The organism is Streptomyces sp. NPDC050610 (assembly GCF_040654875.1).
Taxonomy (GTDB): domain Bacteria; phylum Actinomycetota; class Actinomycetes; order Streptomycetales; family Streptomycetaceae; genus Streptomyces.
The window spans coordinates 170580-187714 of record NZ_JBFAIV010000016.1 but is presented as its reverse complement, the minus strand read 5'-3'; the positions used below and the strand labels follow the sequence as shown (position 1 = coordinate 187714).

19 protein-coding genes, 1 pseudogene and 1 riboswitch are annotated in these 17135 nt (G+C 71.9%); of the genes and pseudogenes, 15 read left to right on the top strand and 5 right to left on the bottom strand.

Annotated elements, in window-relative coordinates:
- The first annotated feature begins 12 nt into the window (after window positions 1–12).
- Window positions 13–1518: a hypothetical protein gene (locus AB0I22_RS21335; protein ID WP_363132403.1), complete on the top strand. Its 1506-nt coding sequence runs from the start codon at window positions 13–15 to the stop codon at window positions 1516–1518.
- Window positions 1515–3125 (top strand): PfaD family polyunsaturated fatty acid/polyketide biosynthesis protein, encoded by a 1611-nt coding sequence (locus AB0I22_RS21330; RefSeq protein ID WP_363132402.1) that lies wholly within the window; start codon window positions 1515–1517, stop codon window positions 3123–3125. Before AB0I22_RS21335 ends, AB0I22_RS21330 begins: the two co-directional genes overlap by 4 nt.
- Before the next feature lie 549 nt (window positions 3126–3674).
- Here the strand turns inward: AB0I22_RS21330 and AB0I22_RS21325 are convergent.
- The 3 genes from AB0I22_RS21325 to AB0I22_RS21315 all read right to left on the bottom strand — a co-directional run bounded on the left by AB0I22_RS21325 (window position 3675) and on the right by AB0I22_RS21315 (window position 5618).
- Window positions 3675–4145, bottom strand: coding sequence for a C40 family peptidase (locus AB0I22_RS21325; RefSeq protein WP_363132401.1), 471 nt, complete (start codon window positions 4143–4145; stop codon window positions 3675–3677).
- 3 nt (window positions 4146–4148) lie between these two features.
- A riboswitch (cyclic di-AMP (ydaO/yuaA leader) is annotated at window positions 4149–4359 on the bottom strand.
- Window positions 4360–4637: 278 nt separating this feature from the next.
- Window positions 4638–4946, bottom strand: a complete 309-nt coding sequence (locus AB0I22_RS21320; RefSeq protein WP_363132400.1) for a hypothetical protein — start codon at window positions 4944–4946, stop codon at window positions 4638–4640.
- Between the two features lie 6 nt (window positions 4947–4952).
- Complete coding sequence (locus AB0I22_RS21315) at window positions 4953–5618, bottom strand: ATP-dependent Clp protease proteolytic subunit (RefSeq protein WP_363132399.1); 666 nt, start codon at window positions 5616–5618, stop codon at window positions 4953–4955.
- 94 nt (window positions 5619–5712) lie between these two features.
- On the opposite strand from AB0I22_RS21315, the gene AB0I22_RS21310 reads away from it, so the two are divergent.
- Window positions 5713–6015: a type II toxin-antitoxin system Phd/YefM family antitoxin gene (locus AB0I22_RS21310; RefSeq protein WP_363132398.1), complete on the top strand. Its 303-nt coding sequence runs from the start codon at window positions 5713–5715 to the stop codon at window positions 6013–6015.
- 18 nt (window positions 6016–6033) lie between these two features.
- On the opposite strand, the gene AB0I22_RS21305 is transcribed toward AB0I22_RS21310, so the two are convergent.
- Window positions 6034–7008: a M28 family metallopeptidase gene (locus tag AB0I22_RS21305; RefSeq protein WP_363132397.1), complete on the bottom strand. Its 975-nt coding sequence runs from the start codon at window positions 7006–7008 to the stop codon at window positions 6034–6036.
- A 489-nt stretch (window positions 7009–7497) separates the two neighbouring features.
- On the opposite strand from AB0I22_RS21305, the gene AB0I22_RS21300 reads away from it, so the two are divergent.
- From AB0I22_RS21300 to AB0I22_RS21290, 3 genes are read left to right on the top strand one after another with little or no spacing between them, the layout of a single operon-like run.
- A complete protein-coding gene (locus AB0I22_RS21300; protein WP_363132396.1) occupies window positions 7498–8124 on the top strand; it encodes a hypothetical protein in 627 nt (208 codons plus the stop codon).
- A gap of 33 nt (window positions 8125–8157) precedes the next feature.
- Window positions 8158–8541 carry a hypothetical protein gene (locus AB0I22_RS21295; protein ID WP_363132395.1) on the top strand — a complete coding sequence of 128 codons (384 nt, stop codon included), beginning with the start codon at window positions 8158–8160 and terminating at the stop codon, window positions 8539–8541.
- Between the two features lie 7 nt (window positions 8542–8548).
- Window positions 8549–8794, top strand: coding sequence for a holin (locus AB0I22_RS21290; RefSeq protein ID WP_363132394.1), 246 nt, complete (start codon window positions 8549–8551; stop codon window positions 8792–8794).
- Between the two features lie 123 nt (window positions 8795–8917).
- On the opposite strand, the gene AB0I22_RS21285 is transcribed toward AB0I22_RS21290, so the two are convergent.
- Window positions 8918–9301, bottom strand: a complete 384-nt coding sequence (locus AB0I22_RS21285; RefSeq protein ID WP_363132393.1) for a hypothetical protein — start codon at window positions 9299–9301, stop codon at window positions 8918–8920.
- A 71-nt stretch (window positions 9302–9372) separates the two neighbouring features.
- Between AB0I22_RS21285 and AB0I22_RS21280 the strand changes: the two genes are divergently transcribed.
- From AB0I22_RS21280 to AB0I22_RS21240, 9 genes and pseudogenes are all read left to right on the top strand, one after another.
- Window positions 9373–9804 (top strand): hypothetical protein, encoded by a 432-nt coding sequence (locus AB0I22_RS21280; protein WP_363132392.1) that lies wholly within the window; start codon window positions 9373–9375, stop codon window positions 9802–9804.
- Window positions 9805–9909 (top strand): annotated as a pseudogene (locus AB0I22_RS21275) (IS5/IS1182 family transposase); the annotation flags it as partial. It abuts the gene before it with no gap.
- A 744-nt stretch (window positions 9910–10653) separates the two neighbouring features.
- Window positions 10654–10977, top strand: a complete 324-nt coding sequence (locus AB0I22_RS21270) for an urease subunit gamma (protein WP_363132391.1) — start codon at window positions 10654–10656, stop codon at window positions 10975–10977.
- Window positions 10974–11285, top strand: a complete 312-nt coding sequence (locus tag AB0I22_RS21265; protein WP_363132390.1) for an urease subunit beta — start codon at window positions 10974–10976, stop codon at window positions 11283–11285. Before AB0I22_RS21270 ends, AB0I22_RS21265 begins: the two co-directional genes overlap by 4 nt.
- Entirely contained in the window at window positions 11278–12999 is a 1722-nt protein-coding gene (locus AB0I22_RS21260; RefSeq protein WP_363132389.1) for an urease subunit alpha, read from the top strand. The genes AB0I22_RS21265 and AB0I22_RS21260 overlap by 8 nt, the downstream gene beginning before the upstream one ends.
- A 1-nt stretch (window position 13000) precedes the next feature.
- Window positions 13001–13819, top strand: a complete 819-nt coding sequence (locus AB0I22_RS21255) for an urease accessory UreF family protein (RefSeq protein WP_363132388.1) — start codon at window positions 13001–13003, stop codon at window positions 13817–13819.
- Window positions 13820–13874: 55 nt separating this feature from the next.
- The gene (gene ureG, locus AB0I22_RS21250) at window positions 13875–14573 is read left to right on the top strand and encodes an urease accessory protein UreG (RefSeq protein WP_363132387.1); all 699 of its coding nucleotides are present in this window, start codon (window positions 13875–13877) and stop codon (window positions 14571–14573) included.
- Window positions 14574–14578: 5 nt separating this feature from the next.
- Window positions 14579–15373, top strand: coding sequence for an urease accessory protein UreD (locus tag AB0I22_RS21245; RefSeq protein ID WP_363132417.1), 795 nt, complete (start codon window positions 14579–14581; stop codon window positions 15371–15373).
- Between the two features lie 113 nt (window positions 15374–15486).
- Window positions 15487–17085, top strand: coding sequence for an alpha/beta hydrolase (locus AB0I22_RS21240; RefSeq protein ID WP_363132386.1), 1599 nt, complete (start codon window positions 15487–15489; stop codon window positions 17083–17085).
- Window positions 17086–17135 lie beyond the last annotated feature (50 nt).

Below are 17135 nucleotides of genomic sequence, written 5' to 3'. Positions count from 1 at the left end.
GGGGGAGCGACCATGGAAGAACTCGCCTTCGAGGGCGTGCCCCTCGCCGCGCCACCGGCTGCTTCCCCCGCTGCGCCGCCCGCAGGGCCCGGGCCGCAGGACGACGGGACGCCTGGATCACCGGCGTCGGCGCCGGCCGTACGACTGGCCCGGCAGGTTCAGCGTGCGCACGCCGCCGTGCTCGACGCCCATCAGGCCGTCATCGCCTGGCAGCTCGCACGGGCATCCGCGTCCGGCTCGTCGCCGGCCGCCGCGCCGCCATCGGCCCCGCCACCGGACGAACGCACTGCCTCCGCCGGGCCCGCGGCACACTCCGGGGCCGTCCGCGAGGGCTCCGGCCCCACCGCACAGGAAGAGCCCCCGGGAAGCGGCAGCGCGGACGGAGGCTGGGTGCTCTCCGACGAACTGCGCGCGATGGTGTTCGCCGAGTACGACGACGACGCGCCGCCCCACGCGCTCACCGGCCGACAGGACACGGCGCTCTTGGTCCGTCCCTCGCTGCCCCGCGGGGAGATGCGGATGCTGGACCGTATCGTGTCGGCGGAAGGCGCCCCCGGCGAGTACCGGCCCGGCAGCCGGGGGACCACGGAGTACGACGTGCCCCAGGACCCCTGGTACGTCCGGGAGAACGGCGGCGCGTTCCCGCAACTGGCGCTCATGGAGACCGCCCTGCAGCCGGCCGGCCTGTTCGGCATGTACCTCGGCGTCGCGGACGAGTACCCCGACCAGGACCTGAGCTGCCGCAACCTCGAAGGCCGCTGCCGCCTGCTCCGTCCGATCACTCCCGGAGCCGTCACCGTCGAGCAGCACGTCACGCTGCGTTCGCACACCGCGCTGCCGGGCGGCGTCCTACAGCGCTACGGCTTCGAGCTGCACAGCGACGGAGAGCCCTTCTACACCGGCGAGGCCGTCCACGGGTACCTCACCCCGGAACTGCTGGACAAGCAGCAGGGCCTCGACGGCGGTGACCGGGTCCCGCCCTGGCTGGACCGCTGCCCCCGACCGCCCGCCGACGTCCGGCGACTGGACCTCCGCGAGGACCGCCGGCTGGGCAGCGGACGGCTCGCCCTGCTGACGGACGTGGCCCTCGTACCGGACGGCGGCGACCACGGCCGCGGATACCTACTGGGCACGAAGCCGGTCCGCCCCGACGACTGGTTCTTCGAGCAGCACTTCTTCCGGGACCCGGTGATGCCGGGCTCCGCCGGGGTGCAGATGCTCTACCAGACCGTGTACGCCTACGCCCTGTACACCGGCCTGGCCGACCACCTGCCGGACCCACGCTGCTCCGTCGCCGTGGGCGAGGAACTGAGCTGGTCCTACCGGGGCCAGATCCTGCGCGAGCACCAGCGGGTGCGCGGCGAGGTGCACATCCGCGAGGCGCGCCGGGACGACGGGCGCGTCCTGGTCCGCGCCGACGGCAGCGTCTGGCGTGACGACCTGCGCATCTACGAAGTGAACAACATCGCGGTCGAGATCCGGCCCGCCGAACAGCGCTGCACCAAGGACGGCCGATGACCCCGAACAGCGTGCGGTACGACCCGGACGGCGTCCACACCGTACTGGCCGCACTCGACCGGCCCTGCTACATCGTCGACCGCGGCGGCCGGGTGGGAGCCACCCACGACGCGCCCGCCCTGGACAGCGGCACCACCGCCCTCGCGGCCGCCGCGCCCCAGCCCCCCGAACGGCTGGGTTCCGCGGAGTTCCGTCGCCACCACGGGGTGCGCTACGCCTACATGGCCGGGGCGATGGCGGGCGGCATCTCCTCCGAGGACCTGGTCATCGCGCTGGCCCGCGGCGGCTGCCTCGCCTCCTTCGGCTCGGCCGGACTGTCCGGCGACCGCGTCGGGCAGGCGCTGGCACGCCTGGAGCGCGAGCTGGGCCGCGACCAGGCGCCGTACGCGTGCAACCTCATCCACAGCCCCATGGCGCCGAACCTGGAGCGCACCTGCGTCGACGCGTGCCTGCGCCACGCCGTGCGGTGCGTGGAGGCGTCGGCCTTCGTCCAGCTGACCCCCGATCTCGTGCGCTACCGGCTCGCCGGACTGCGCCGCGACCCCGGCGCCACCGGCGTACGGGCCGAGCACCGCCTCATCGCCAAGGTCTCCCGGCCCGAGACCGCCGAGCTGTTCCTGCACCCCGCGCCCGAAGCCCTCGCGGCGGACCTCGTGGCCCGCGGCCTGATCTCCGCGGAACAGGCCGAGCTGGGCCGCTCGGTCCCGATGGCCGACGACATCACCGTGGAGGCCGACTCCGGCGGTCACACCGACCGCCGCCCGCTCACCGTCATGCTGCCCGCCGTCATCCGGCTGCGGGACCGCGTCGCCCGCGAACGCCCGTACGCCGCGCCGGTACGCATCGGCGCGGCCGGCGGGATCGGCACCCCGGAAGCGGTGGTGGCCGCCTACGCGATGGGCGCGGCATACGTCGTCACCGGCTCGGTCAACCAGGCCGCCACGGAGGCGGGCACCTCGCCCGACGTCAAGCGGCTGCTGGCCGGCGCCGGTCCGGCCGACTGCGCGATGGCCCCGGCGGCGGACATGTTCGAGCAGGGGGTGCGCGTGCAAGTGCTGGCCCGCGGCTCGATGTTCGCGGGGCACGCCGACCGTCTGTACGGCCTCTACCGGGACCACGGCGGCCTGGCGGACCTGCCGGCCGCCGAACGCGCCTACGTGGAGGAGCGCGTCCTGCGCCGCCCGCTGGACGAGGTCTGGAAGGACACCGCCGAATTCCTCCGCGAACGCCACCCCGAGTGGCTGCGGCGCGCCGAGCGGGACCCCAAATACCGGATGGCGATGGTCTTCCGCTGGTATCTGGCCATGGGCTCGCGGTGGGCCGTGGCCGGGGACGGCGAGCGGCGCAACGACTGGCAGGTCTGGTGCGGCCCGGCGATGGGCGCGTTCAACTCCTGGACCGCGGGCAGCGCACTGGCCGTACCGGAACAGCGCCGGGTCACCGTCATCGCCGAGCAGCTGCTGCGCGGCAGCGCCTTCCACAGCCGGGTCACGCAACTGCGGCTCGCCGGGGTGCGGCTGCCCGCGGCGTCGAGTACGTACCGCTTGCCGCCCGCAGTTCCCGGGCCCGCCCGGGGAACGGCCGTGCGGGCGGCGGCCGTTCGCTGAGCGCCGCGCCCTTACCGCCTCCGCCGCCCCGGGCCCGGTGCCGCCGGGACGCGTCCACACGGGTACGTCATCCCGGTGGCGTAGTGCGCGTACGATCCGCGGGTGCTCGCGGTCCCGCGCCGGGGCGAGCGTGAGCGGGGGCGGACCCCGGAGCGCTTCGGCCACCGCGAGCAGGCCGGTGCTGTCCACCACCCGCCCGTACGGTCGCACAGGGCGCTCGGAAAAGGCGGGTCGAGCGGGGCGGAGAGGTCGCCGGGCGGCAACCGGGCGCGCATCCGGTCGGCGCCGGCGTCGGCGAAGACCAGGGGGCAGCCCGTCAGCGAAAGGGCCCCCGCGTCACGGCGCGAGGGCTGCGGCACAGCATCGGCGCGGCCGTCGAGGGGAGGGAAGACCCCCTTCGCCAGGTCGGTGAGCGACGAGGCGAGCGGGGCCGTCCCACCACCGGACCGTGAAACGGCATGCGGCTTCTCAGGGGCCGGTGCTCAGGGGCAGGGCGGGCGCTGTCCCGCCGCGCCCGAACCACCCTCGGTCACCGGCGGCCGCGGCTGATCAGCCCACACGTCCGTAACTGACGCTCCGTGACCAGATCCTCTCCAGGCGCACCACCGTCCCGCTCTTCGGCGCGTGCCAGATCCGGCCGCTCCCGGCGTAGATGCCCACGTGGTAGACGCCGCCGCGGGAGTGGAAGAAGACCAGGTCGCCGCCCTTGCGGGAGGAGGCCGGGACATGGCGTGTGCGGTTGTACTGCGAGGCCGCCGTGCGCGGCAGCCGCTTGCCGGCGCGCTTGAAGGAGTAGAGGGTCAGGCCCGAGCAGTCGAAGCGGTGGGGGCCGGACGCCCCGTAGCGGTAAGGGGCGCCTTTCTTCGACGCCGCTACGCGCAGCGCCTTGGCGGACACCGTGGCGGCCTCGGCCTCATGGGCGCCGCTCGGCAGGAGGTTCGTGGCGCCGAAGGCGGCCAGAGTGAGTACGGATGCGACGCCGGTCCTGGACAGCAGTCGGGGGCGTGTGTGCGCTGTCATGCGCGACCCTTCGTCAACCGCCTGTGAAGGATGACCTGTCGGGTTCGGGCTGGCGAAGTTGCCCGGCCGCGACCGCGGCTTCACCCCGAGGGGGCCGCCTCATCGCACTTCGTCGATCAGGCGGCCCCCGCCGTGCTCGGGTCCTCCACTCCTGCCGATGCGCTCCTGTCGACCAGACGCCCGGTACGGCGGCAGGACTCGGCGTCCGCCCGGACCGCCCCGCGGAGGCGGGGGCTTGTCGTCTCAGGGATCTTGACGCATCCCTGGTACGAATTCCGAGCTGAACGCGCCTTATGTGAGGCTGGTCACGACTGACCTGTTCGGGTGGACACGCGGAATCTTCGTCCCGTGTCCCGCACCGTACGCAGCCCCGCACCAGCGGTGCGGTATCGCCGCCCGACCCGCACCCGCGCGCGTAGCGCAAGTCGATCACTGCGAACCGTCGAGGTCCGCATACGCCTATCGGGGGATGAGCGTTGAGCTACCTGCGGGTCAACTCACCGGGCCCGGCGGCATCGAGACCCGGCCGGTCCGCCGCTCCCCGTCCAGTACCCGCAGCGCACGCGCCAGCGTGGGCGCGTGCAGGTCGCTCTCGCCGCGCTCGTGCATCAGGGCCAGCGCGTCGCGCAGCCCGGCGGCCTTGGTGACCAGGGCCTGTGCGGCCCGCAGGGCGCGGTAAGTGTCGTCGCCGCGCGCCGGGTTGATGCGGCCCAGCAGGTCGACCGCCTCCAGATAGCGGTCGACGAGCTCGCTCTCCGCGCGCGTCAGCGGAGGCAGCGGCGGCAGTTCCGGCGGAAGCACCGGCCTTCACCGGGCGTCGGGCGACGCGGCGCCGGGAGAGGCCGCGTCGGGCGGAACGGCGCCGGTCTTGCGGCTGCTGACGAGGTGGTCCACCAGCCCGTACGCGACGGCGTCCGCGGCACCGAAGATCTTGTCGCGCTCGATGTCCGCGCTGATGCGCCGGGCGCTCTGCCCGGTGTGCCGTACGAGCATCTCCTCCAGCTGCTCGCGCGTACGCAGCAGCTCCGTGGCGTGGATCTGGAGGTCGGAGGTCTGTCCCTGGACCGGCTCGCTGAAGGACGGCTGGTGGATCAGGACGCGGGCGTTCGGCAGCGCGAACCGCTTGCCGGGGGTGCCCGCGGCCAGCAGCACGGCGGCGCTGGACGCCGCCTGGCCCAGGCAGCCCGTCTCGATGTCGCACGACACGTAGCGCATCGTGTCGTAGATGGAGGTCATGGCGGAGAACGAGCCGCCGGGGGAGTTGATGTAGAGCGAGATGTCCTGGTCGGGCGCGGCGTGTTCGAGGTACATGAACTGCGCGATCACATCGTTGGCCGAGGCGTCGTCGATCTGGGTGCCCAGGAAGACGATCCGCTCGGACAGCAGCTTGGAGTACGGATCCATGGTCCGGGTCCCGGAGCTGGTGCGTTCGGTCAGCTCGGGGAGGACGTAGCGGGCGGTGGGTCCGGTCATCGCTGCACCTTTCGTCTGCGCTTCCGCGCGCCGACGGGCCGTGTGACACCTCTGTAAAAAATGTGCAGGATGTACGTCCCGTTATGATGGGAGCATGGCCTACGAGATTCCGGTGACGCAAGCCCGTGCAGAGCTCGCGGAACTGATCAACCGAGTCGTCTACGGCGGCGAACGCGTCGTCGTGACCCGCCACGGCAAACCCCTGGTCGCCCTGGTATCCGCCGCTGACCTGCAACGACTTGAGCAGGAGGAGACAGTGGCGGAGGAAGAGGTGATCAGCACGGTGTCGGTGATGCGCCCCTCGGCGTCCGCTCCCGGCGAACGGCAGCGCTTCGGCATCGCGGCAGAGCACCGCGGCCCGGACACCGGTGACCGGCGTCCGGGCCGCGAGAGGTGACGGCGCGCTGAGGGAGCGTCAGGAACTGAGCTCCCACACGGCGTTCGCGATCGCGTCCGAGTTGGTGTCGAGCGCCTTGTCGTCGACGTTCTTCAGGGTGTCGCAGGAGCGGTGGTAGCAGGCGTCGAACTCCTCGCCCGCGGTGCCGCCCCACTGGGCGGCCTGCTTCTCCGTCTTGGTCCGCTCGCCGCCGGAGTACAGTCCGCCGACCTTCACGCCCCGGTCCTTGAACGGGGCGTGGTCGGAACGGCCGTCGCCCTCCGTCTCCGGCTCCGTCGCGATCTTCTTGGCCGCGAACCAGTCGGTGAAGACCTTCTCCAGCCGCGAGTCGTCGTCGTACACGAAGTAGCCGGGGTTGGGCGAGCCGATCATGTCGAAGTTGAGATAGCCGTCGATCTTCGACAGGCCGTCCGAGCCGAGGGCGTCGACGTAGTGCGAGGAGCCGACCATGCCGGCCTCCTCGTCGCCCCACCACGCGAACCGCAGATGCTTGGCGGGCTTGAGGTCCGCCTTGGCGACGGCGAGCGCGACTTCGAGTATCCCGGCCGAGCCGGACCCGTTGTCGTTGATGCCCGGTCCGGCGTCGACCGAGTCCAGGTGCGCGCCCGCCATGACGACCTTGCCGGAGTCGCCGCCCGGCCAGTCCGCGATGACGTTGTAGCCCTTGGCGCCGCCGCTGGTGAACTCCTGGAGCTTGGTGGTGAACCCGGCGGCGTCCAGCTTGGCCTTGATGAAGTCCACCGATGCCTTGTAGCCGGCGGTGCCGTGGGCCCGGGTGCCGCCGTTGGCGTCGGCTATCTTCTGCAGCTCGCCGAGGTCGGCCTTGACGGCCGCGCCGTCGATGTCGGGCGCGGCCAGGGGGGTGTGAGCGGGGGCGGGGGGCGATGCCTGGGCTCCGGCGGCCGAGCCGAGCAGGGCGGCGGCGAGCGCGGTGCAGGTGCCGGCGGCGAGCGCGGCACGGCGCAGGGGTGACGAAGTGACTGAAGTGAACACAGAGGGCTCCGTATCTGAAGTGGGGGGTGGTGCGGAGCAATTGATGCGGACATGAGGATTTAGTGTTCGCCGCGATCCGTCAAGGGCGATCAAGGGCGATTAAAGAACAACGTGTTCCGGTGAACGGACGCGGGCCGCCGTCGACACCGGCCTCCGCGACCCAGGCCCTTCCCAGGCCCCCCACACCCCTCATACCGACAGTCCCATCCGGGACATACGCACGACACGGGCCCGTGCCCCGACGACCGCCGCAGGCTCGCTCCCGCGGGGGTCCGCGCTCCCCGGCCCGCGATCCGCCCGCCACCTGACCAGCGGCCGGACGGTGGAGCGGCCCTCAAGGCGGGTATGACAGTGATGCGGGCATGACCAGCCGGCTCCGCACGGCCCCGGTCCCCCAGACCCGCACCCATCCTCGCGTCCGCGCCGGCCTCCGCCGGCGCCACCCGCGTCACAGCCATGCCCGCATCCAGCGACAGCGAAGGGGCCCTCATGCCGGCAGGACCACAGAAGTATCCGGGGGCGTCCACCGCTCAGTGGTGGCAGTCCAGATGGGGCGGCGACCCCATGGAGGTCAACACCATCGTCTGGCACTCCACCGAAGGCACCGGCCTGCCGGACTACGCCGGCGGCTCGGCGGCGCCCAACTTCACCGCTCTCCCCGACTTCGACGCGCAGCGGCTGAACTGGCACCAGCACTTCGACTTCGACATCTCGTCGCGAGCGCTCGTCAACAAACCGGGCGGCGTCCAGACCAACACCCTCAACGTCTGCCAGGTCGAGATCGTCGGCACCTGCGACCCGGCCGCCCACACGAAGTGGACCGTGCGCCACCTCTACACCCCCGAGCTGCCCGACTGGGCCTTACGCGACCTCGCCGCCTTCGCGAAGTGGGCCCACGACGAGCACGGGGTGCCGCTGGCCGGCGACGTCGCGTTCAAGGCGTACCCCGGTTCGTACGGAGCCAACGGCGTGCGCATGGGGGCCGCGAAGTGGAACGCCTTCCACGGGCACTGCGGCCACCAGCACGTACCGGAGAACGACCACGGCGACCCCGGCCTGCTGCCGATGGCCGCGATCCTCGCCCGCGCCGACGGAACGGCCCCCGCCACCCCGTAGGAAACGGCCACCACCACACCGCAGGAGGAAGAAGTGCCGTACACCCTGGGCGAGATCAGCAACCAGGGCCAGGAGCTGGTCCCCAACGCCTGGAAGACCCTGAGCATCAACCGCACCGACCTCATAGCCGGCGCCGGTTCGTACACGGCCACCGTGTACCTGACCCTCGAAGCGCCCGCCGGCGCCACCGTCCAAGGCCGTTTCTACCACTACCGCAAGGACGGCTCCCGCTGGGACGGCCCGATCATCGAGCGGCTCGCCACGCCCGGCCTGTCGTTCGTCGACTTCACCCACACCGGCTCCATCAGCAAGGGCGAGACGGTCCGCTTCGAAGCCAGCTACGGCCCGGACGCCCTGGACGACACCACCCACGCCCTGCTGCACACCGCCCGCGCCCGCGGGCTCTACTGGAAGTGAGACCCCCATGCCCCGACTGCTCATCGACATCGCCGAGCGCACCGTCGCCGCCTACGTGACGACGCTCCTCGGCCTGCTCCTCGCCGACGGCTTCGACCTCACCAGCCTCTCCGCCATCAAAGCCGCGGCGGTCGCGGCCCTGCCCGCCGCCCTGTCCGTCCTCAAGGGCGCGATCGGCGGGCTGGCCGGTGACAAGACGAGCGCCGCCTGGCTGCCGCGGCGCGGCAACACGGCAGCACGGAAGGAGGCGTGACCCAGCGGGACTCCGGTGCCCACGCCACGTCGAACCAGATGTACGGGGAGACGCGCCCCGCCTCTGCCAGTTCGGGGGCGGGGCGAACCGCTTTCGGCGCGGGTCGGTCCGGGCGAGCGGTGGTCAGCGGCTGACGCGTTGCTGCGGATGGTGGCGGGCGAGGTGGGGGCGCAGCTGGAGGCCCTCGATCACGAATGCCGCTCCGGCGAGGGTCTCGTCGTGGAGTTCTGCGGGGATGTGGCCGAGGTCGGTGACGAAGCGGCGCGCTCCGGGTGCGGTGCGCAGCGACGAGTAGCCGCCGACGACGTACTGCGGTGCGCCTGCGGCATCGACCAGACGCGCGGCGTACTCGACGCGTGCCGGGACTTCGGGGTAGACGGTCCTCCTTCCGACTCCACGGACCGCGACAAGTAACGCGGCGCCATCGGCGCTGCTTGCTGCTGGCAGCCATATCCCCGTCGTCCAAGGGTGCTCCGGTAATCGGGGGTCAGTTGGGGCATCTGGCATGACTTGGTAAGATTCTCCGCATTTGGGCGGCCTGGGCGTGTCGGGGCCTCGGATCACATGGAGGCGGGGCAGTGCGGTTCGTCTGCCGGAACTTCGGACTGTCGGATCTGCCGCAGCGGGGGCTCACCCCGCAAGAGGCTCCTCTGGCGGTGCTCCTCCTCGACATCGAGGCAGAGCTCTCCGTCTGGGAACAGGGGCGGATGGTGTGGTCCGAAGAGGCGTTCCCCGTAGCCGAGTTGGCGTACCACCTTGCGCTCTGGCTTCAGAGGTCGGCTGGCGGCCATGAGGACTTCGAGCTCGACTCGATGCAGGCGGAGGAGGGGCTGATCCGCATTGTGAATTCCGCTGACGGCTGGCGGGTCGGCTCCATCCTCACGCCGGACATGTGGACCTCTCCTGTCACCTGGGGCGCCTTGGCGTCGGCGATCAAGCAGTTCGACCGCTCCGTGCGAGAGGGAGTCGCTGCGATGAGCATCGATCCCACCTTCATTCCGGAGCCCTGACGGCCGTTCTCGGTCGGAAACCGCAACGACGGCAGGGCATGGGAGCTGTCCAGTGCGAAGGCCACTGTCGGCCGTACGACGGTGATCGCCGACTTGGGCAGCCCGCCCCATGAAGCCCGAGGCCGGGGCCAGGCGGCTGGCGGGGCCGCCTGCTCGGCGGTTTCGTTCGGGCACGTGCGTGATTCGACGCGCGCCATGTAGCCCTGGATGAGGGAGACGTACGCACCGCGGTGGGGCTCCTGCTCCAGATATCCCATATGGGCTGCGCCGGGCTGCGTTACATGCTCGGAATCCGGGATTCTTTCGGCGATATCGGCGAGATGCGCGGGAACGCATTCGTCGAACTCGCCTCTCAGGTGAGCGACTCGCGGTGGTCGGTCCTGCGATGCCCCGGCCGGGGGAGTGGGAGAGGCGTGGGAAAGGAGTGGGGAACGATCAAGGCGATCCTCTCCGTGACCCGCCCGTCGCTGCCCGAAGACGCTCGGATCTGCCAGAAGGCGCTCGCCGCGACCGCGCCCGGACCCGGGGCGCGTCCTCCCCGCTCCTGAGCGTCCCACCTGCGGTCTCGTCCGGGTGCGCACGTCGAAGACATCGATGTCACCGCTCCTCCTACAGCTTTGGCTATGGATGCGCAAAGCGTCAGTTAACGCGGTGGAAAAGGTTGAGTATTAACGTGCAATACAGGCCGCGAGACGGAGAACCGCAGGTCAAGTCCGGATTCGTGACCGATATGGTCCATCTGCGTTCAGTCGGACGACGCGGTCCACGCACCACTCGCCTACCGGCCGGAACGCTGGTTCCTCCTGCCCAATTGTGAGCGGAGGAAGGAACGACAGTGAGGTGGGACGCGTGCAACTTTCCCCGCATGAACAAGAACGACTGCTCATCCACGTGGCGGCCGACGTCGCCGAGCGGCGCAGGAGCCGCGGGCTGCGGCTCAACTACCCCGAGGCCGTCGCGCTCATCACCGCGCACATCCTCGAAGGCGCCCGCGACGGCCACAGCGTCGCCGAGCTGATGGCCTCCGGACGCAAGGTGCTCTCCCGCGACGAGGTCATGGACGGCATCCCCGAGATGATCCACGACGTGCAGGTCGAGGCCACCTTCCCGGACGGCACCAAGCTCGTCACCGTGCACGAGCCCATCGCCTGGCAGGGGGAGCGGACCGCATGATCCCCGGAGAGATCCTCTTCGCCGACGAGCCCGTACGTTTCAACGAGGGCCTCCCGCACATCAGCCTCACCGTGCTGAACGCCGCCGACCGGCCCGTGCAGGTCGGCTCCCATTACCACTTCGCCGAGGCCAACCCCGGTCTCGACTTCGACCGCAAGGCCGCGTACGGCAAGCGGCTCGACATCGCCGCCGGCACCGCCGTCCGATTCGAACCCGGCATCCCCGTCGAGGTCGACCTCGTGCCCATCGCGGGCAAGCGCATCGTCGAGGGCCTGCGCGGCGAGACCGGAGGACCCCTCGATGTCTGAGCTCACCCGCCCCGCCTACGCCGACCTCTTCGGGCCGACCGCGGGCGACCGCATCCGGCTCGCCGACACGGACCTCGTCGTGGAGATCGAGGAGGACCGCTCCGGCGGCCCCGGACACTCCGGCGACGAAGCGGTCTTCGGCGGCGGCAAGGTGATCCGCGAGTCGATGGGCCAGTCCCGCGCCACCCGCGCGGAGGGCGCCCCCGACACCGTGATCACCGGCGCCGTCATCCTCGACCACTGGGGCATCGTCAAGGCCGACGTCGGCCTGCGCGACGGCCGGATCATCGGCATCGGCAAGGCCGGCAACCCCGACACCATGGACGGCGTCCACCCGGATCTCGTCATCGGCCCCGAGACCGAGATCATCGCCGGCAACGGGAAGATCCTCACCGCCGGAGCCATCGACACCCACGTCCACTTCATCTGCCCGCAGGCCGTGGACGAGGCCCTCGCCTCCGGCATCACCACGCTGGTCGGCGGCGGCACCGGCCCCGCCGAGGGCAGCAAGGCCACCACCATCACCCCCGGCTCCTGGCACCTGGCCCGGATGTTCGAGGCGCTGGAGTCGTCGCCGATCAACATCGGGCTGCTCGGCAAGGGCAACACGATGTCGTACGACTCGATGCGCGACCAGCTGCGCGCGGGCGCCGTCGGGTTCAAGGTCCACGAGGACTGGGGCGCGACCCCCGCCGTCATCGACGCCTGCCTCAACGTCTGCGAGGAGAGCGGCGCCCAGCTCGCCATCCACACGGACACCCTCAACGAGGCCGGTTTCGTCGGCGACACCCTCGCCGCCATCGGCGGGCGCTCCATCCACGCGTACCACACGGAGGGCGCGGGCGGCGGGCACGCGCCGGACATCATCACCGTGGTGTCCGAGTCCAATGTGCTGCCCAGCTCCACCAACCCCACCCGGCCGCACACCGTCAACACAGTCGAGGAACACCTCGACATGCTGATGGTCTGCCACCACCTCAACCCGGCCGTCCCCGAGGACCTCGCCTTCGCCGAGTCCCGCATCCGGCCCAGCACCATCGCCGCCGAGGACTTCCTGCACGACCTCGGCGCGATCTCGATCCTCTCCTCCGACGCCCAGGCCATGGGCCGCATCGGCGAGGTCGTGCTGCGCACCTGGCAGACCGCGCACGTCATGAAGAAGCGCCGCGGCGCCCTGCCCGGCGACGGCCGCGCCGACAACCACCGCGCGCGGCGGTACGTGGCCAAGTACACGATCAACCCGGCCGCCGCCCAGGGCCTCGACCACGAGATCGGCTCCGTGGAGACCGGCAAGCTCGCCGACCTCGTGCTGTGGGACCCGGTCTTCTTCGGAATCCGCCCGCAGCTCGTCATCAAGGGCGGGCAGATCGCGTACGCGCAGCTCGGCGACGCCAACGCCTCCATCCCCACCCCGCAGCCGATCCTGCCGCGCCCCATGTTCGGCGCGGTCGGCCGGGCCCCGGCGGCGAGTTCCATCAACTTCGTCACGCAGGCGGCGATGGACGACGGGCTCCCGGAACGGCTCGGCCTCGACAAACGGTTCGTCCCGATCCGCTCCACCCGCGGCGTCTCCAAGGCCGACATGCGCAACAACGACGCCCGGCCGCACGTCGTGGTCGACCCGGACACCTTCACGGTCACCATCGACGGCGACCCGGTGGAGCCGGCGCCGGCCGCCGAACTGCCCATGGCCCAGCGCTACTTCCTCTTCTGATATGGCCGCCGACGTTTCTACGGCCCCGGTCGCCACCGTGCCGCTCACCGGCCGCCCGACCCGCCCCGCCCAGGGCGCGGCGGGCGCCGGGGGAGTACGGGTACGGCCTCCGGAGACCTCCGACAACCGCGCCGCCCGCCCGACGGGAACCCGAGGCGCCCTGCTCGTCCTCGCCGACGGCCGCTTCCCGGCCGGCGGGCACGCCCACTCCGGCGGCGCCGAACCGGCCGTCAAGGCGGGCCGGATCCGGGACGCCGCGACCCTGGAGGGGTTCTGCCGGGGCAGGCTGCACACCGCCGGGCTCACGTCGGCGGCGCTCGCCGCCGCGGCCGCGGCGGGTCTCGACGCCCTCGACCTCGACGAGGCGGCGGACGCCCGTACCCCGGCGCCCGCGCTCCGGGCCGCCGCCCGCCGCCTGGGCCGGCAGATGATGCGCGCCGCGCGGGCCGCCTGGCCCTCGCCCGAGCTGGACGCCCTCGCGGCGGCCCGGCCGCGCGGCGCCCACCAGCCCATCGTGCTCGGCCTCGCGGCCCGCGCGGCCGGGCTCACCCCGCTCGACGCGGCGTACGCGAGCGCCTACGAGGCGGTGAGCGGCCCGGCGACCGCCACCGTGCGGCTGCTGAGCCTCGACCCCTTCGACGCCACCGCCGTGCTCGCGCACCTCGCCGCCGACCTCGACCAGGTCGCCGGGGCGGCGGCGGAAGCGGCGGCACGGGCCGTACGGGACGGTACGGACACGCTGCCCGCGCCGTCCGCGCCGCTGCTCGACATCACCGCCGAACAGCACGCGACCTGGCCCGTACGCCTCTTCGCCTCATGACCGGCGGCACCGTTCGCCGCAGCACCTGAACACCGACCAGAGCACCAGGAGCGACATGCACCTCGACCACGGCAACGACTTCCCCGAGCGCCACACCCACAGCGCCGACGCACACCGCCCCGACGGCAGCCGGCGCGCGCTCCGCATCGGCCTGGGCGGCCCGGTCGGCACCGGCAAGACCGCCACCGTCGCCGCGCTGTGCCGGGCGCTGCGCGACGAACTCTCCATCGCCGTCGTCACCAACGACATCTACACCCGCGAGGACGCCGAGTTCCTGCTCCGCGAGGCCGTGCTGCCGCCCGAGCGGATCAGCGCGGTGGAGACCGGCGCCTGCCCGCACACCGCCATCCGCGACGACATCTCCGCCAACCTGGAGGCGGTCGAGGACTTGGAGGATCAGGTCGGGCCGCTCGACCTCGTCATGGTGGAGTCCGGCGGCGACAACCTCACCGCCACCTTCTCCCGCGGCCTGGTCGACTTCCAGATCTTCGTCATCGACGTCGCGGGCGGCGACGACATCCCGCGCAAGGGCGGCCCCGGCGTCACCACCGCCGACCTCCTCGTCGTCAACAAGACCGACCTCGCCCCGTACGTCGGCGTCGACCTGGAGGGCATGGCGCGCGACGCCGAGGCGCAGCGCGGCGAGCTCCCCGTCGTCTTCACCTCCATCAAGGGCGAGGGCGGCGTCAAGCCGGTCTCCGACTGGGTGCGCGAGCGTCTCGCGGGCTGGACCGAGGAGACCGCGGCGGCGTGAGCGCCATGACTGTACGGACCGCCCCGCGCCCGGCGGTCCTCGCCACCGGATACGGAGTGCGGGCCGCGGCGCGGGTCGTCGCCGTCCCCGACGGACGCGGCTCCACCGGCCTGCCGGTGCTGGAGGGCGAAGGCCCCTTCGCCCTCCGCCGGCTGCGCTCGGCGGGCCGCGAGGCCCGTGCCTGCCTGGTGGGAGCGATGAGCGCGCCGCTCGGCGGCGACGCGCTCGCGCTCTCGGCCACCGTCGCCGACCGGGCAGCGCTGCGCTTCACCACCACGGCGGCCACCATCGCGCTGCCCGGCCGCACGGGCGCCCCCGCCACGTACGACACCCGGCTCGACGTGGGGGAGGACGCCGTACTGCGCTGGCTCCCCGAGCCGCTGATCTCCGCGGGCGGCAGCGATCTGCGCATGACGACCCGCGTCGATCTGGCCGCCGGCGCCCGCCTGGTCTTCCGCGAGGAGCAGGTGCTCGGCCGGGCCGGCGAGCACACCGGGCGGCTCGTCACCCGGCTGACCGTGCGCCGCGCGGGCCGCCCGCTCTTCGACCAGGAACTGGCGTACGGGCCGGGGGCGCCCGGCTGGGAGGGCGGCGCGGTCCTCGGCGGCCACCGGGCGGTCGGCCAGCTGATCGTCGTGGACCCGGCCTTCGAGGAACGGCCCGTGGAGCGGACACTCCTGGGCGAAACGGCCGTACTGACCCCCTTGGCGGGCCCCGCCGCTCTGGTCACAGCCGTCGCTCCCGACGCTCTGTGCCTGCGCCGTTACCTGGATGCGGCGGCGAATCTTATGGATTGGTAAAGAAACACCTGTGCGATCTGTCCATATGGGTGACAGAAGCGAAAGTATTCCCTCGCAGCTCCGTGATCATCGCCGTCCCCGGAGGCGGCGCACCCAGCAGGGGGAGTTCCTTCGTGAGACGTACAGCAATACTCGGTGCGACCGGCACCGTGGTGACCGGCGCGCTGATAGCCGGATTCATGGCCGCGCCGACGGCCGCCGCCGGCGAGCGCTCGCACAACGGCGCCCGCGAGGCGTACGGCGTGCGGGTCGCCGCGGCCGCGGCGGCGAAGTCCGGCGTCAAGTGGCAGGACTGCCCCGCCTCCTGGGGCCTGGCGGCCCCCGTCCAGTGCGGCTATGTGACGGTCCCCGTCGACTACGCCAAGCCGCACGGGCGCACCATCAAGATAGCCGTGGACCGCGCCCGGGCCACCGGCGACAAGAGCGAGCGCCAGGGCTCCCTCGTCTACAACCCCGGCGGCCCCGGCGGCTCCGGCATGCAGTTCCCCACCCGGGTCACGAAGAAGAACCCGCTCTGGACGAAGACCTCCAAGGCGTATGACTTCATCGGCTTCGACCCGCGCGGCGTCGGCCACTCCGCCGCGATCTCCTGCGTCGACCCGCAGGAGTTCGTCAAGGCGCCCAAGGCCGACCCGGTCCCCGACAGCGAGGCCGACAAGCGCGCGCAGCGCAAGCTCGCCAAGGAGTACGCGGACGGCTGCAAGGAGCGCAGCGGCGCGATGCTCCCGTACATGACGACGCCGAACACCGCCCGCGACCTGGACGTGATCCGCGCCGCCCTCGGTGAGAAGAAGCTCAACTACCTGGGCGTCTCCTACGGCACGTACCTCGGGGCCGTCTACGGCACGCTCTTCCCGGACCACGTCCGCCGCATGATCGTGGACAGCGTCGTCAACCCGGCGCAGTCCAACATCTGGTACCAGGCCAACCTGGAACAGGACGTGGCCTTCGAGAGCCGCTTCGGCGACTGGAAGAACTGGGTCGCCAAGCACGACTCCGTCTACCACATCGGCGACACCCCGGCGAAGGTCCAGCGCCAGTGGGAGAAGCTGCGGGCCACCGCCAAGAAGAACCCGATCGGCGGGGTCCTCGGCCCGGCCGAGCTCATCGGCTACTTCCAGAAGGCCCCGTACTACGACTCGTACTGGATCCCCGTCGCCGACGCGTGGAGCAAGTACCGCGCGGGCGACGCGAAGCCGCTCATCGCCGCCGCCGGACCCGACATGTCCGACACCGCCGGCAACATCGCGGCGGAGAACAGCAACGCCGTCTACACGGCCGTCGAGTGCGCCGACGCCAAGTGGCCGACGAGCTGGAACAAGTGGAACCGCGACAACACCCGGGTCGACAAGAAGGCTCCCTTCATGACCTGGGCCAACGCGTGGATGAACCTGCCCTGCGCCACCTGGGGCGGTCCGCAGCAGACCCCGTTGAACGTCAAGTCCCACAAGGGCCTGCCGCCGGTGCTCATCGTGCAGAGCACCCAGGACGCCGCGACACCGTTCGCGGGCGCCGTCGAGCTGCACAAGCGCTTCAAGGGCTCCCGCATGATCATCGAGAAGGGCGCGGGCTCGCACGGCGTCACCGGGCTGCTGAACCCCTGCATCAACAGCAAGGTGGACGCCTACCTGGTCGACGGCAAGACCGACCACCGGGACGTGACGTGCACCCCGCACGCCACCCCTGAGCCGAAGGCCGCCGCGGCCAAGTAACACCCCCCGCACGCAGCCGAAAACCGTGCCCCCGCCCCTCCCTCAAGAGG